Annotated in this window: 14 protein-coding genes; 5 read left to right on the top strand and 9 right to left on the bottom strand. The window is 63.2% G+C overall.

Annotated features, from left to right (window positions below; translation table 11 throughout):
- The 3 genes from NKJ89_RS09520 to NKJ89_RS09530 all read left to right on the top strand — a co-directional run.
- Positions 1 to 386: TOBE-like domain-containing protein (locus NKJ89_RS09520; protein WP_352601867.1), on the top strand; the 386-nt coding region annotated here is incomplete at its 5' end.
- A 235-nt stretch (positions 387 to 621) separates the two neighbouring features.
- A complete protein-coding gene (locus tag NKJ89_RS09525; RefSeq protein WP_352601870.1) occupies positions 622 to 1,608 on the top strand; it encodes a sulfate ABC transporter substrate-binding protein in 987 nt (328 codons plus the stop codon).
- Positions 1,609 to 1,865: 257 nt separating this feature from the next.
- The gene (locus tag NKJ89_RS09530; RefSeq protein ID WP_023756920.1) at positions 1,866 to 2,315 is read left to right on the top strand and encodes an RrF2 family transcriptional regulator; all 450 of its coding nucleotides are present in this window, start codon (positions 1,866 to 1,868) and stop codon (positions 2,313 to 2,315) included.
- A 313-nt stretch (positions 2,316 to 2,628) separates the two neighbouring features.
- On the opposite strand, the gene NKJ89_RS09535 is transcribed toward NKJ89_RS09530, so the two are convergent.
- From NKJ89_RS09535 to NKJ89_RS09565, 7 genes are all read right to left on the bottom strand, one after another.
- Positions 2,629 to 3,249, bottom strand: coding sequence for a gluconokinase (locus NKJ89_RS09535; protein ID WP_352601872.1), 621 nt, complete (start codon positions 3,247 to 3,249; stop codon positions 2,629 to 2,631).
- A 2-nt stretch (positions 3,250 to 3,251) separates the two neighbouring features.
- Entirely contained in the window at positions 3,252 to 4,238 is a 987-nt protein-coding gene (locus NKJ89_RS09540; RefSeq protein WP_352601874.1) for an ABC transporter permease, read from the bottom strand.
- Complete coding sequence (locus tag NKJ89_RS09545) at positions 4,235 to 5,215, bottom strand: ABC transporter permease (protein WP_352601876.1); 981 nt, start codon at positions 5,213 to 5,215, stop codon at positions 4,235 to 4,237. Before NKJ89_RS09545 ends, NKJ89_RS09540 begins: the two co-directional genes overlap by 4 nt.
- Positions 5,212 to 6,759, bottom strand: a complete 1,548-nt coding sequence (locus NKJ89_RS09550) for a sugar ABC transporter ATP-binding protein (protein ID WP_352601877.1) — start codon at positions 6,757 to 6,759, stop codon at positions 5,212 to 5,214. The genes NKJ89_RS09545 and NKJ89_RS09550 overlap by 4 nt, the downstream gene beginning before the upstream one ends.
- A gap of 77 nt (positions 6,760 to 6,836) precedes the next feature.
- Positions 6,837 to 7,964, bottom strand: a complete 1,128-nt coding sequence (locus tag NKJ89_RS09555) for a sugar ABC transporter substrate-binding protein (protein ID WP_352601879.1) — start codon at positions 7,962 to 7,964, stop codon at positions 6,837 to 6,839.
- Positions 7,965 to 8,269: 305 nt separating this feature from the next.
- Entirely contained in the window at positions 8,270 to 9,298 is a 1,029-nt protein-coding gene (gntR, locus tag NKJ89_RS09560; protein ID WP_352601881.1) for an HTH-type transcriptional regulator GntR, read from the bottom strand.
- A 158-nt stretch (positions 9,299 to 9,456) separates the two neighbouring features.
- Positions 9,457 to 10,686 (bottom strand): MFS transporter, encoded by a 1,230-nt coding sequence (locus tag NKJ89_RS09565; protein ID WP_352601883.1) that lies wholly within the window; start codon positions 10,684 to 10,686, stop codon positions 9,457 to 9,459.
- 174 nt (positions 10,687 to 10,860) lie between these two features.
- On the opposite strand from NKJ89_RS09565, the gene NKJ89_RS09570 reads away from it, so the two are divergent.
- Positions 10,861 to 11,148: a DUF3175 domain-containing protein gene (locus tag NKJ89_RS09570; protein WP_023756912.1), complete on the top strand. Its 288-nt coding sequence runs from the start codon at positions 10,861 to 10,863 to the stop codon at positions 11,146 to 11,148.
- A 16-nt stretch (positions 11,149 to 11,164) separates the two neighbouring features.
- On the opposite strand, the gene NKJ89_RS09575 is transcribed toward NKJ89_RS09570, so the two are convergent.
- Entirely contained in the window at positions 11,165 to 11,941 is a 777-nt protein-coding gene (locus NKJ89_RS09575; RefSeq protein ID WP_023756911.1) for a FadR/GntR family transcriptional regulator, read from the bottom strand.
- Between the two features lie 103 nt (positions 11,942 to 12,044).
- A complete protein-coding gene (locus NKJ89_RS09580) occupies positions 12,045 to 12,941 on the bottom strand; it encodes an NAD-dependent epimerase/dehydratase family protein (protein ID WP_352601885.1) in 897 nt (298 codons plus the stop codon).
- A gap of 119 nt (positions 12,942 to 13,060) precedes the next feature.
- Here NKJ89_RS09580 and NKJ89_RS09585 point away from each other — a divergent pair, with 119 nt between their 5' ends.
- Positions 13,061 to 13,999 carry an NAD(P)-dependent oxidoreductase gene (locus NKJ89_RS09585; RefSeq protein WP_352601887.1) on the top strand — a complete coding sequence of 313 codons (939 nt, stop codon included), beginning with the start codon at positions 13,061 to 13,063 and terminating at the stop codon, positions 13,997 to 13,999.
- Positions 14,000 to 14,003 lie beyond the last annotated feature (4 nt).

A 14,003-nucleotide genomic window follows, 5' to 3' on the forward strand; every position in this document is an offset into this window, starting at 1 on the left:
GCACTGCCGACGACATCTACGACGCGCCCAACTCGCCCTTCGTCTACGGCTTCATCGGTGAATCGAGCTCGCTTCCGGTCAAGGTCGAAAATGGCGAGATCTGGCTCGCCGACCGTCCGATCGGACTTGCCGCGCCCAACGAGCCCTCGGGCGAAGCGACGCTTTACTTCCGCCCGCACCATGTCGAATTGCTTGACGGCTGCAGCGGCTGCATCGCCGGCACGGTTGCCGCCAGCCGCCGCGTCGCCGGCACGCGGCGCGTCGAACTCGAGATCGGCGGCGAGCGCCAGCGGGTCGAAATCGAACTGCCTGTCGATCATCCCGCGGCGCAGAAAAGCCGGGTGGCGTTCCGTCCCGGCCGCTGGAAGCTGTTTCCGCCTGCCTGATACTCGGTCGAGCGCTATTCCAGCCAGTTCTCGACCCAGCATCGCGATGCGATCTTCTTGCCCACGATCAGATCTGAAGGGTGTCTCTCTTTGGAAGAAAATCCTGGCATCCGGTTGTTTCGGCCGATAACTTTTCTCGCAGCACAACCACAGAGCCGTCTCGCGTGCCTCGTCGCGCACCGCGCGCCACAGCTATGGTTCGACCATAAACCCATTGCACCCGGAGCTTGTTTTCATGAAGCGATTTTTCCTCGGCGTCGCCACCGTCGCCGGCCTGCTCCTGGCATCCTCCCAAGCCTGGTCGGCCGATAAATTGCTCAACGCATCCTATGATGTCGGCCGCGAACTGTTCGTCCAAATCAACAAGGCCTTCATCGCGCGCCATCCGGGCGTCACCGTCGACCAGTCGCATGCCGGCACCTCTGCGCAAGCGCGTGCCATCGCCGAAGGCCTCGCTGCCGATGTCGTCACCTTCAACCAGGTCACCGACATCGACTTCCTCGTCAAGAAGGGCCTCGTCTCGGCCGACTGGCAGAAGGATTTCCCCGACAACGCCTCGCCCTTCTATTCGCTGCCGTCCTTCCTGGTGCGCGCCGGCAACCCCAAACATATCAAGGACTGGAACGATCTCGTGCGCGACGACGTGCAGGTGATCTTCCCCAACCCGAAAACCTCCGGCAATGCGCGCTACACCTATCTGGCGGCCACCGCCTATGCCAAGGAAGCCTTCAAGGGCGACGACGCCAAGGTGAAGGAGTTCATTACCAAGTTGTTCAACAACGTGCCGATCTTCGACAATGGCGGCCGCGCCGCGACCACAACCTTCGTGCAGCGCGAGATCGGTGACGTGCTGATCACCTTTGAGTCCGAGACGCGCGGCATCCGCAGGGAGTATGGCGACGACAAATTCGAGCAGGTCACGCCCTCGGTCAGTCTGCTGGCCGAATTCCCGGTCGCCATCGTCGACAAGGTCGCCGACGAGCATGGCACGCGCGATCTGGCAAAGACTTATCTCGACTTCCTGTACACGCCGGAGGGCCAGGACATTCTCGCCCAGAACGGCAACCGGGTCCGCGACGCGGCAGTGGAGGCCAAATACAAAGCCCAGTTTCCCGACGTCCGCCTGCTGACCGTCGAAGGCGTTTTTGGCGGCTGGGACAGGGTGCAGAAGGAGCATTTCGCCGCAGGCGGCCTGCTCGACCAGACCTATGGCAGCCGCTGACGGCACAAACATCCGGAGCAAATGAAGAAAGCCGGCACCTTGCCGGCATTCTTCGTTTTGTGCTCCGGAAACCCGGTTTTCAGCGAAATATCGGCGTCATCCGTGCAGAACGTTACAAAGAATCAACGTGTTTGCGCCTAACATGCCATTCGGCGCCTTGTTTTCGCGAAATATCGCCGCACGGCAAAAACGTCATTATTTGCACACAAACAGTCGCCAGATGCGAGTGGTTGGGGCTTCAATGGGGTGATCTGGGCATGCTGACAAAAAAAGGCAAATACGGCCTCAAGGCCCTCGTGCATCTGTCTGGCCTGCCACTGGGCCAATTGGCCTTCGTCAACGACATCGCGGTCGCCAACAATATTCCGAAGAAATTCCTCGATGCTATCCTGGGCGAGTTGCGCAATGCCGGTTTCGTCCAGAGCCGCAAGGGCAAGGAAGGCGGCTATCGCCTCGCCAGGCCGGCCTCTGAAATCAAGATCGGCCATGTCGTGCGGGTGCTTGACGGGCCGCTGGCGCCGATCCCCTGCGCTAGCCGCACGCAGTATCAGCGCTGCGACGACTGCGACGAGGCCACCTGCCAGGTCCGGCAGATGATGCTGGAGGTGCGGCAGGCGATCGCCGAAGTGCTGGACAATCGCAGCCTCGCCGCCATGCGCGATGCCGACAATGATGATTTCCCCGTCGAACTGACGTCACAGATCTAGACCACCGACTGCCAATCTGCCGCCGCGTATCGAGGTTTCGCTTGTAGCGCCATATGGGCAAGGAATTCCCTGCTTACGCCGCCGCCACCCGCGCTGTGTTTGGTGAAGACACCGATGCGCGCAAACTGTTCGAGGGTTTGCTGGCGGCTTCGCCATCGCCGCCGCCTGCAGTTCGCCGCGCATCCGGTGGCAGGCCGCTGGTCGCCTACGATCCGGTTCAGGGCAACGAACTGGGGTTGACGGGTTCCTTCGGAGCCTTTGCCGGCGCGCAGGCTGACGGAGCATCAAACGAAAAACCCGCCTGCACGGCGGGTCACTGGCGCAAATCAGCACCATGGACAAACATGTACCATAGCTGAGGGCAGGGAATCAAGAAAAAATTCCTATCGACCAGCGTTAGCTGGTGGACGGTCGCACTGACGAGTTCGCTGACCGGGCGGGTCGCATCGAGCGTCAAGGCCCTCTCATCCGCCGTCGGCGGCTCTAGGATAGCGAACTGGCTGTCGACGCGGCTTGCCGGCATGAAATGGCCCTTGCGGCTGCCGACACGCCACCTGGCCGTAGCAGCGTCGATCTGCAGATAGAGGAAGACGATCGCCGGGCAGAAGCCGCTCAAGCGCGCGCGATAGCTGCGCTTCAACGCCGAGCAGGCGGCAACCACGCCTTCGCCCTGCCCCATCGACGCAGCGATGCGCTCGCCGATCGCGTCAAGCCAGCCTTCACGAAGTTGATCGGTGAGTGGCTTGCCGCTGGCCATGCGTGCGACGTTTTCCGGCGGGTGCAGCCTGTCACCCTCGATAAAGGTAACGCCCAGCGCGGCCGCCAGTGCAATACCGACGGCCGACTTGCCGCAGCCGGCGACGCCCATCACCACGATGGCTTGGGGCAATGAGCCGGGAGCGCCAATTGGCGCCTGTGCTGGCCTTTCGCCCACTGTCAGCGGCTTGCCGGCGCGCGGCCGTAGAGCAGCAGCATGGCGACGATGACGACGCCGTAGATGATCTGCCGCCCCGCCTCCGGCATCTGCATGACCGACAGGATGGATTGCAGCAGGGTGATCAGGATGACACCGGCGACGGTGCCCAGATACGAGCCCCGCCCGCCCAGGATCGAGGTGCCGCCAAGCACGACAGCTGCGATCGATGGCAGCAGATAGGCATCGCCCATCGACTGCGCCGCCTTGGAGGCATAGCCGGCGAGCAGCACGCCGCCGAAAGCGGAGAGCCCGCCCGATACCGCGAAAGCGATCATCACCACGCGCCGTGTGTCGATGCCGGAGAGATAGGCGGCGCGCTCGCGGTTGCCGATGCCGTACACGGTGCGGCCGAAGCTGGTGCGGGTCAGCACGAACACCATTGCAGCGCCGATCAGCGCCCAGATGATGACGGCGTTGGGGACGCCCGGAATGGCGAAGCCGGTCGCCAGGTAGCGCATTGCGCCCGTCGCCGAATCCTGCGGCGAGAAGCCGCCGGTATAGACGACCATCAGCCCCTGCGCGACGGCGTTGGTGGCCAGCGTGATGATCATCGAGGGGATGCGCAGGTAGGCGACGCCGATGCCGTTGACGATACCGATCAGCACACCGCAGAGAATGCCGAACGGGATCGCCAGCACCACCCCGGCCGGGCCATAGGCGGCCGCCGCGCAGGCCATCATCGCGCCCGCCGCCACGCACCAGGGCACCGACAGGTCGATCTGGCCGAGCAGGACGACCAGCATCATGCCGGTGGCGATTACGCCGAGGAACGAGGCGACCTTGAGTTGCTGCAGCAGGTACTCCGGCGACAGGAAGCTGCGCGAATAAAGGCTGCCAAGAAGCAGCAACAGCACAATGCAGGCAAAGGCGGTCAGCACCGCTGGATCGGCGCGGCGGATGAACCTGGGCATGCGGCTGGCAATGCCGCCAAGCGTCGTTTCGCTCACAGGAACCACTCCAGCCGGTTGCGCACCCGAAACAGTGCGAAGGCGCCGAGGCTGACGGCGACCAGCAGGATAACGCCCTGGAATAGCGGCTGCCAGAGCGGATCGAAATCGAAGACGAACAAAAGGTCGCCAATGGTGCGGAAGGCCAGCGCGCCGAAGATCGCGCCGATGGCGCTGCCCTTGCCGCCGAACAGCGAGACGCCACCGAGCACAACGGCGGCGATCGAAAACAGCGTGTAGGCGTTGCCGCTGGCGTAGGCCGCCTCGCCCGTATAGGTGAAGAACGTCAGGAACAGCCCGCCGATCGCCGCCAGCAGCCCGGCCAGCGTGTAGGCGGCGAACTTGCCGCGCCTAATGGGCACGCCTGACATGTACGCCGCCGTCTCCGACGACCCGGCCGCGTAAGCGGCGCGGCCGAGCACCGAACGGCTGAACGGCACCCAGATCACCAGCACGATGGCAAGCAGCACCACGAGGCTCGCCGGCACCTCGCCGAACACACGACCGGTCAGCGCATCGGCCAGATCCTCATTGACCGAACCGCCCGGAAACGGCCGCAGCAGAAGGCCGATGCCGTAATAGATGGCTCCTGTGGCAATGGTGGCGACGATCGGCTGCAGCCGTCCGTAGATGACGATGGCGCCATTGATCGCCCCGCACAGCAGGCCCACCGCCAGCACGGCGATGACGCCGAGCGTCGTCTGCATCGGCGTGCCCACCACCAGCCACGAGGCGAGGCAATTGGTGAGCAGGAAGATCATGCCGATGGACAGATCGATGCCGGCGGTGATCACCACCAGCGTCTGCGCCATGGCGACGAAGGCGAGCAGCACGCCCTTGTTCGCCGCCGTCTGCACGACATTGGCGGTGAAACCGGCCGGATGGTTCGAGGTGTAGATGACGAACATGACGATGAAGATGCCAAATGCCAGCAGCGTTCCGCGTTGCTCGGCAAGCCAGTAGCGCCAATCCTTCATGCGTCCGCTCCCAGGCTCACGGGGCTGTCCTCGCCATGGATGTTGAGCGCACTCGATATCAGCGCCCGCTCGCTGATCTCGGCGCCGACCAGCTCGCGCTTGACCGCTCCATCATAGAGCACCAGCACACGGTCGCAGCAGCCGATCAACTCGTCATAGTCGGTCGAATAGAACAGGATCGCCGCACCCGCATCGGCAAGCTTGCGCATCAGTTGGTAGAGCTCCTGCTTGGTGCCGACGTCGATGCCGCGTGTCGGATCGTTGAGTAGGATGATGCGCGGCTGGCGCATCAGCCATTTGGCGATGACAACCTTCTGTTGGTTGCCGCCCGAAAGTGCCGCGACCGGAATGTCGAGGCCCGCCGTCTTGATCGCCAAAAGGCCGACCATGTCGTCGATCAGCCGCTGCTCGGCGGCGCGGTCGATGATGCCGGCTTTCGAGAGCCGGTCGAGGGCCGCGAAGGACAGGTTCTCGCGCACGGTCATCGGCAGCATCAGGCCTTCGGTCTTGCGGTCCTCGGGAATGAGCGCCATGCCGATGCCGTCCTCGCGCGCAGCCGCGGGGCTGGTGATCGATACAGGCTTGCCGTCGATCAGGATTTGACCGCTGAGGCCGCGCAGCACACCGAAGAAGGCGAGCAGCAATTCGCGCTGGCCCTGGCCGTCAAGGCCGCCGAGGCCAACCACCTCGCCGGCCCTGACAGTCAATGAAATATTGTCGAGTCGGTCGGTCCACGAGAGCTTGCGGGCCTCTAACCTGGGGGCGGCGGTCGCAGGCACGGCCGCGGGTTTCGGCGGAAAGATGTGGCTGTATTCGCGGCCGATCATCAGTTCGACCACTTCATTGTCGCTTTTCGAACCTGCCGGATAGCTTGCGACGTTACGACCATTGCGGAACACCGTGCACTGGTCGGCCAACTCGGCGATCTCGTTCATGCGATGCGAGATGTAGAGCAGGGCCAGCCCTTCCGAGCGCAGCCGCTTCAACACCGCGAAGATGTTCGAGACGTCCGCCGCCGTCAGCGCCGACGTCGCTTCGTCGAGGATCAGGATGCGCGGCTTTCTGGCGAGTGCCTTGGCGATTTCGACCATCTGCCGCCGCGACAAGGGCAGGTCCTTGACCAGTGCCGACGGATGAATGTCGGCCGCACCCGCGCGCGCCAGCGCCTCTTCCGCAATGCGGCGCTGCGCCTTGCGGTCGATCATGCCGAAGCGTTTGGGCGGATCGGAGATGACGATGTTGTCGGCGACGCTGAGTTCTGGAACCAGCGACAGCTCCTGGAAGATACAGACGATGCCGGCCTGGTTGGCAGCAGCCGGCGACGCGAACGTCACCTCGCGGCCATCCAGCGTCATTCGGCCTTCATCGGCCGCGACGACGCCCGCCATGACCTTGATCAGCGTCGATTTGCCGGCGCCGTTTTCGCCAAGGATGGCGTGGATGCTGCCGGACGTGACCGAAAGTTCGGCCTTTTCCAGCGCCCGCACACCACCATAGCGCTTGGATATACCTTCCATCCGGAAGAGCGGAACCGCACCGTCCATCAGCCCTCCCCAGGCATTTTGACGACCAGACTATCGAGTGGTCGGCGCCGTGGGTCCCACGGCGCCGGTTGTTCAGCCTATTGGTCGGCCTTGGTCTGACCCATGATTTCCTGCGCCGTGAAATTGATGCCGCAGGTCGGGAAGGAGTTGCCGACGAAGAAATTGTCGGACTGGTCGGGGAAGAAATCCTGCCCGGCCTTGAAGTTTGGATCCTCAACGATCGCCAACGGCAGTTTGACCGATTGCGGTACGACATTGCCTTCAAGCGCGGCAATCGCCGTCTTGATGGCGACCGCCACCTGCGCCGGGCCAGTGCCGGCCGACGAGCATTTCAGTCCGTCGGCGGCATGAGCCGCGCAGAATTTGCGGAAGCCGTTTTCGGTTTCGCCACCGAACGGTACAAACGGATGCTTGGCGTCGATCATCGCCTGTACGATGCCGGTGTCACCCCCCTGGCCGGTAATGCCGACGAACGGACCATTGGTGGCGATCGCGTCAGCCGTGACCTTCTGCGCTGTCGGATCATCCCACTTGCCGGCGACTTCGGTGACGTCCCATTTCTTGCCCGAAGCATCGAAGACCTCATGGATGCCATTGTGGCGGTCGGTATCGACCGACGTGCCAGCAACACCGCGCACCTCAAGTATCTTGCCGCCATCGGGTATATGGTCGACCAGCCATTTGCCCCAAAGTTCGCCGAGGCCCTTCTGATCGACATTGACGTTGATGGCGTCCTTGGTGTCGAGAATGTTGTCGAAAGCAACCAGCACGACACCGGCCTCCTTGGCGCGCTTGATGACCGGCGCGAAAGCGGTCGGGTTCTGCGCGTTGACGACAATGGCGTCATAGCCGGAATCGATGAAGTTGTTGATCGCCGAAATCTGCGCCGGCACATCCTCGCCGGTCGACACCACCTTGAATTCCTTCAACTTGGCGGCGACGTCCTTTTGCGCTGCGTAAGCCTTGGCGGTCTGGATCATCTGGATGCGCCAGGTGTTGGCGATGTAGCCATTGGCGAGCGCGATCCGGTATGGGCCGTCCTTTTTGGGAAACTTGAAGAACTGCGTATCCGCAGCCCAGGGTGCGAAGCAATCCGGCTCCGCTGCCGGGCCCTTGACGATTTCAGGGCCCGCGGCAATCGCCGACGAGCTCAGCATGACGAATGCAGTGGCGGCAACGATGCCACCAACAAGTGACTTGATCATCGATATTCCTCCCAGTTGCAGTTCTGATTGTGGTTTTCGCTATGCGAAATTATTGACGCGATCGGGCCGGCACCTCCTTGCCTTGGCATACGCGTTTTAGTCGCCTGTGACGGCCGACCCAGTTCCTCCCCTTGTCACCGCCAGCCGGGCGAAAACTATCATATTATCCATAATAAACAAGAATTAGTTGTCGCTTATGTATAATAAACAGCCGCACCCCGCTGCGCGCCCATCTGCTCAGCGGAAAATGGTAGCGCTACCAAATTGTCCTGTAAACCGGCATTCGCACAGTCGTTTCTGTGTATTCAACGGGCGGTGCTCTCGCGGCGCTTGAGCTCGAAACCGAGATCGACGATCCGTTGCTCCGGCCTGTCGCCGGCGATCGCAGCCAGCGCCATGGCGACCGCACGCCTGCCGATCTCGTAGCGATGGGTGCGGATGCTGGTGATCGACGGGAACGCCACCTGCATCATGTCGAGGTCGTTGAAACCGACGATACCGATCGTCTTCGGCACCAAGATCGAGGCGCGATGACACTCGAACAACACGCCGAGCGCGATGTCGTCATTGTTGCAGAAGACAGCGTCGAGTGTCGGCACCTTGGCCAGCGCGTCGCGGAACATCTCGCGGCCGAGCGACACGCTGGACGGAACCGGCGTGGTGGTGACGAGGCGCGGGTCAAACAGGCCGGCCGCCTCCATCGCAGCGCGGTACCCGGCAAGGCGCCGCTGCGAGCGAGGATCCATGCGCGCGCCGATGAAGCCGATGCGGCGATAGCCAGCCTCGATCAGATGTTCGGTGGCCGTCCTGCCGCCGTCCAGATGCGAGAAGCCGACCATCATGTCGACTGGATCTGGCCCGGTTTCCATGACCTGCACCACCGGGCAGCCGGCGCTCTCCAGCAGCTTTCGCGAGGCCGGTGTCTGGTCGATGCCGGCGACGATCAGCGCTGCCGGCCGCTGCGAGCCGAACACCTGCAGCAGCCGTTCTTCCTCGAGGCCGGAATAATGGGTGTTGCCGAGTTGGATGCGGAATGGGCTGTCCGACAGGCTGTCATAGATGCCGCGCACCACCTCGGCAAAGACGTTGTTGGTGAGCGACGGTACCAGGACGCCGAATACCTCGGCGCGCGCAGAAGCCAGCGCCCGCGCATTCGGGTCCGGCACATAGCCGAGTTCGTCGACGGCGGCCTGGATCTGGCGGCGCAGTTCTTCGGAGACGCGCTCCGGCTCGCGCAAGGCGCGCGACACGGTGATGGCGCCGACTCCGGCCTTGCGCGCGACATCCGATATTGTCGGGCGGCCTCTGCCACGGCGAGAGCGCGGCTTGATCACGGACGCGCTCGCTCGGGAATGCACCCGGCAGGGCGCGGTCGCGATACGATCGTTTTTGCTGTCACCATCCCGCCGGCCCGCTTTGCCGCACCCACTCGCCTTCTGGCGTCGCGCAGCGTGTTGTCCTTGTCAAGCAACGGCAACAATCCTGCCAGCCTTCAAGCCGTCACGGCGGCGCTGCGCCGTGCTTTCCAGAACAACAGGCCGATCGCCAATATGTTCAGCAAATTCCAGGCGATGCCGTTGAGGAACGCCGCGGCATAGGAACCGGTGAGGTCGTAGATCCAGCCCGACATCCAGCCACCGATCGCCATGCCGAAGATCGTCGCCATCATGACGATGCCTATGCGCTGCCCGGCCTCTTTGGCGGGCATGTAGTCGCGCACGATGATGGCGTAGCAAGGCACGATGCCGCCCTGCGACAGGCCGAATACCAGCGACACCAAATAGAGCGAGGCAAGCCCGTCGAACGGGATGTAGAACAGCAGCGACAGACACTGCAGCACCGAACCTATCATGAGCGTTTTCATGCCGCCGATGCGATCGGCAATAAAGCCCGATGCCAACCGGCTGACGACGCCGCCCGCCATCATGATCGACAGCATGTCGGCGCCGTGTGCCACGCCGTAGCCGAGATCCATGCAATAGGCGACGATATGCACCTGCGGCATCGACATCGCCACGCAGCAGCCGAGGCCGGCGACAACCAGCAGCACCTGCAACGCCGCCGGCGACAGCGAGATCGGCTGCACCGGCCGGCTCCCGGGCGAACCTGCGGCTGCCGCCGTCGGGGCACCGCGCCGCAGCATCAGCACCAGCGGCACCATGGTCACCAGGCAGAAGATGCCGATGGCCGCATAGGTGAAACGCCAGCCCTCCGCCTTCATGAGTGTCGGCATGATCGTCGGCCAGAACGCCCCGGCAAGGTAGTTGCCGGCGGCCGCCGCGGTCACCGCGACACCGCGCCGGCGGTTGAACCAGTGCGAGATATCGGCGATCAGCGGCCCGAAGATCACCGATGTACCGACGCCGATCAGCAGCCCTTGGGCAAGGGTGAACTGCAGGATCGAGGTCGACAGCGCCGCGAGCAGGAGGCCGGCGGAGAGCGCAATCGAAGAGAGCAGCGCCGGGACCCAGTAGCCCATACGGTCGATGGCGCGGCCGATCAGCGCGTTGCCGGCGGCAAAGCCGACCATGGTCGCGGTGTAGGGCATGGACGCCGCGGCGCGGTCGACGCCGAACTCGGCCTGCACGGCGGGCAGCACCACGACAACCGCCCACATGCCGACGGCACCGATCGTCGCCAGCAGCATCGAGATGGCGAGCCGCATCCAGGCATAGGAGCTGTCGATGCCGGTGCTCGGCTGAATGCTGTCGGTTCGGGCCAATGCGTTTCCTGTCGGCGCTCTCAGTTCGGCTGCCGTCTCGCGCCCAGTATCGGCCCATCCTCAAGCCGCAGCAGCGCCACAGCGGGCAAATCCGTGGCTCCAGAGCCAGGGACGTGGGAACCGATGCCAAAGTGCGGAGTTTCCCGGCCAGCCCCCTGCATAAGGAGTCCTGCCGTGAGCGCGAAGAAAAAATGGTCGGCCGACGTGACCGAGCACAGCGATGCGTTGGATCTCGAGGACCACGTCTTCGAATCCGACGACGCCAAGAAGATCGCCGCCTCGCTCAAGCGATCCGCCGAACACAGCCACCGGCGCAAGGCCGGACCGTTCCAGTCAGCCATGTCGATGCTGAACTTCTACATCAACCGCGCCGGCAAGAACCTGCCCGCCGAGCGCAGACAAGTACTTGAGGACGCCAAGGACGAACTGCGCGCCGCCTTCGGGCGTGAGAAAGACGATTAGCAGCGCCCAATAGGCCCTATCGGGCGCGGATGACGCCGTCGGTGTTTGCCAACAACTTGCGCACCGCGTTGCGCGCCGCATCCGGGCGTTGCAGCCGGATGTTCTTCTCGATTGCCTCATGCAGCTTCTGCGCATGATTGAGATCGTCGATCTCCCGCGTCGTATAGGCAAAGAGATGATCGAAGGCGGATTCGATCAGCACGCCGAGCGGCACCAGAAGGTCGTTGCCCGAGGCACGCAGGATGGCGAGGTGAAAGCGGGTGTCGGCGCGGGTGCGATCCTGCAGGCTGGCCGCCTCGCCCATCTCCCGGCATGCCTGGCTGATCTCGGCCATCTGTTCGTCGGTCCGCCGCATCGCGGCAAAGGCGGTCGCTTCCGGCTCGATGATATGGCGGAACTCCTGCACGGTCTTCAGGAACACCTCGCGATCCGGCGACGTCGCGTACCAGGCCAGCACATCGCGGTCGAGCAGGTTCCAGCGCTCCTTCGGCTCGACCCAGCTGCCGATCTTGGGGCGTGAGGCCAGCAGGCCCTTGGCCATCAGCATCTTGATCGCTTCGCGCACCGCCGAGCGGCTGACGCTGAAGGTCTCCGACCATTTCGCTTCATTCGGCAGGATCGTGCCGGGCGGATAGTCGCCACGCACGATCCTGAGGCCGATCTCGCTGGCCAGCGAGGCATGAACGCTCGAGCCTGGAATGCGCGCCGCGTCGGGTCGGCGAACGCCGGCGGAACGCTCGGTGGAAGCCGCTTTCGCTGGCGATTTTTCCTTGTTCGGCTTCGCGTCCCGCATGGGTTCCAGAAAGTCCGGATTGAGGGGTGCTGTCAAGCGCGGCAAGCGGCTTGGGCCGCAAAGCCGGGCGCTGTGCACAGATCAGCCCAGCTGCTCTCGTGGTTCAGGCCGTCGTGACGTATTTGCGCCAGCTATGCTCCGGGCGGAAACCCAGCACCTCGCGCGCCTTGCGGTTGGACAGCAGCGTTTCGTATTCGCCGAGTTCGGTTTTGACCGGCACGCCGGGGTAGAAACGCTTCAACAGTTCGGCCGTCGGCAGATCGGACGAGGTGTCATCGTTGGCGGCGTTGAACACCTGGTAGCCGAGGCCATCCTTTTCGATGGCGCGCAACGTTATCTGGCCGAGGTCGCGCGCATCGACATAGCTCCAGGCGATGCGTTTGCGGAAACCGGGATCGGCGAACCATTTCGGAAACAGCGAATATTCATGCGGTTCGATGACGTTGCCAATGCGCAAGGCGTAGATATCGGTGCCGTTGCGCTGTGCGAACGCGCGTGCCGTCTTCTCGTTGACGACCTTGGACAGCGCATAGCTGTCCATCGGATCGACGTCGTACTCCTCGTCGAGCGGGAAATATTTGGGATCGCGCGGCTCGTTGGCGAAAACCAGGCCATAGGTCGTTTCGCTGGAGGCGATCACCACCTTGGGGATGCCGAGCTTCACAGCCGCCTCGATGACATTGTAGGTGCCGAGCGCATTGATACGGAACACCTCATTGTCGGTGGTAATCATGATGCGCGGAATGGCGGCGAAATGGACCACGGCATCGACCGGCTGGGGGCGCAGCGATGGGTCGAATTCATGCAGGCCCATGTAGCTTGACAGCGCGTTGAACACCTGCCCGCTGTCGGTGATGTCGGTGATCAGCGTGCGCACCTTGGGGTTGCCGAGCGGCTTGGTGTCGATGTTGAGCACCTGACAGCCCTGCTCCACCAGATACTGCACGACATGGCGTCCAGCCTTGCCGCTGCCGCCGGTGAACATGATCCGCTTCGCCATTTTGCTCTCCACATCCTCTGGAATTTATGTGTATTGTCAGACAATACCGCGATCCGCAACCGCCCTCGCCTGCAAAACGGCAGCGCCGATCATCAATCATTGCAACAGGACTTGAAGACATGAATACGACCGCCGCGAGCGAAAAGATCGGCTTCATCGGCCTTGGCCTGATGGGACACGGGATCGCCAAGAACATCGTCGACAAGGGCTACGCCCTGACCTTTCTCGGCCGCAAGAACCGCAAGCCGGCGGAAGACCTGATCGGTCGAGGTGCGAAGGAAGCATCGACCCCGCGCGATGTGGCGGCGGCATCGACAATCGTCTTCATCTGCGTCACCGGCTCACGCGAGGTCGAAGCCATCATTCGCGGCCCCGGCGGCCTCAAGGAGGGTTTGAAGAAAGGCTCGGTCGTGATCGATTGCTCGACCTCAGATCCTGTCTCGACGGTGGCACTGGCAGCGGAACTGAAGGCGCTCGGCATCGATTTTGTCGACGCGCCGCTGAGCCGCACGCCGAAGGAAGCATGGGAAGGCACGCTCGACGCCATGGTCGGCGCGCCGGACGCCCTCTTTGCCAGGGTGAAACCGGTGATCGAAACCTGGGCCGGCCGCATCGTCCATATCGGCGACACCGGCGACGGCCACCGCATGAAACTGCTCAATAATTTCATCTCGCTCGGCTACGCCGCGATCTATTCCGAGGCATTGGCGCTGGCTGAAAAGGTCGGCATCTCGCCGCCGCGCTTCGACAGCGTCATTCGCAATGGCCGTATGGATTGCGGCTTCTACCAGACCTTCATGCGCTGGACGCTGGAGGGCGACCGCGACGCCCACAAATTCTCGATCGCCAACGCCTTCAAGGACCTGACCTATCTGGAATCGATGGCGGGGGCGGCCGGCATCGCCAATCCGCTCGGCAACGCCACCAAGAACTCCTTCGCCGGCGCCCATGCCACCGGCCCGGCCGAGCAATTCGTGCCGATGCTGGCGACGCATATCGGCAAGATCAACGGCGTCGACCTGATGCCGACCAAGGACGGCAAGAAGCAGACGATCTGAGCCG

Origin of the sequence: Mesorhizobium sp. M0047, assembly GCF_040323315.1 — a bacterium.
Taxonomy (GTDB): domain Bacteria; phylum Pseudomonadota; class Alphaproteobacteria; order Rhizobiales; family Rhizobiaceae; genus Mesorhizobium.

Excerpts from the sequence above, each read along its gene's own strand:
- NKJ89_RS09525 (WP_352601870.1), top strand. The coding sequence starts at position 622 with ATGAAGCGATTTTTCCTCGGCGTCGCCACCGTCGCCGGCCTGCTCCTG.
- NKJ89_RS09530 (WP_023756920.1), top strand. The coding sequence starts at position 1,866 with ATGCTGACAAAAAAAGGCAAATACGGCCTCAAGGCCCTCGTGCATCTG.
- NKJ89_RS09545 (WP_352601876.1), bottom strand. The coding sequence starts at position 5,215 with ATGAAGGATTGGCGCTACTGGCTTGCCGAGCAACGCGGAACGCTGCTG.
- NKJ89_RS09550 (WP_352601877.1), bottom strand. The coding sequence starts at position 6,759 with ATGGACGGTGCGGTTCCGCTCTTCCGGATGGAAGGTATATCCAAGCGC.
- NKJ89_RS09555 (WP_352601879.1), bottom strand. The coding sequence starts at position 7,964 with ATGATCAAGTCACTTGTTGGTGGCATCGTTGCCGCCACTGCATTCGTC.
- NKJ89_RS09575 (WP_023756911.1), bottom strand. The coding sequence starts at position 11,941 with ATGCGGGACGCGAAGCCGAACAAGGAAAAATCGCCAGCGAAAGCGGCT.
- NKJ89_RS09580 (WP_352601885.1), bottom strand. The coding sequence starts at position 12,941 with ATGGCGAAGCGGATCATGTTCACCGGCGGCAGCGGCAAGGCTGGACGC.
- NKJ89_RS09585 (WP_352601887.1), top strand. The coding sequence starts at position 13,061 with ATGAATACGACCGCCGCGAGCGAAAAGATCGGCTTCATCGGCCTTGGC.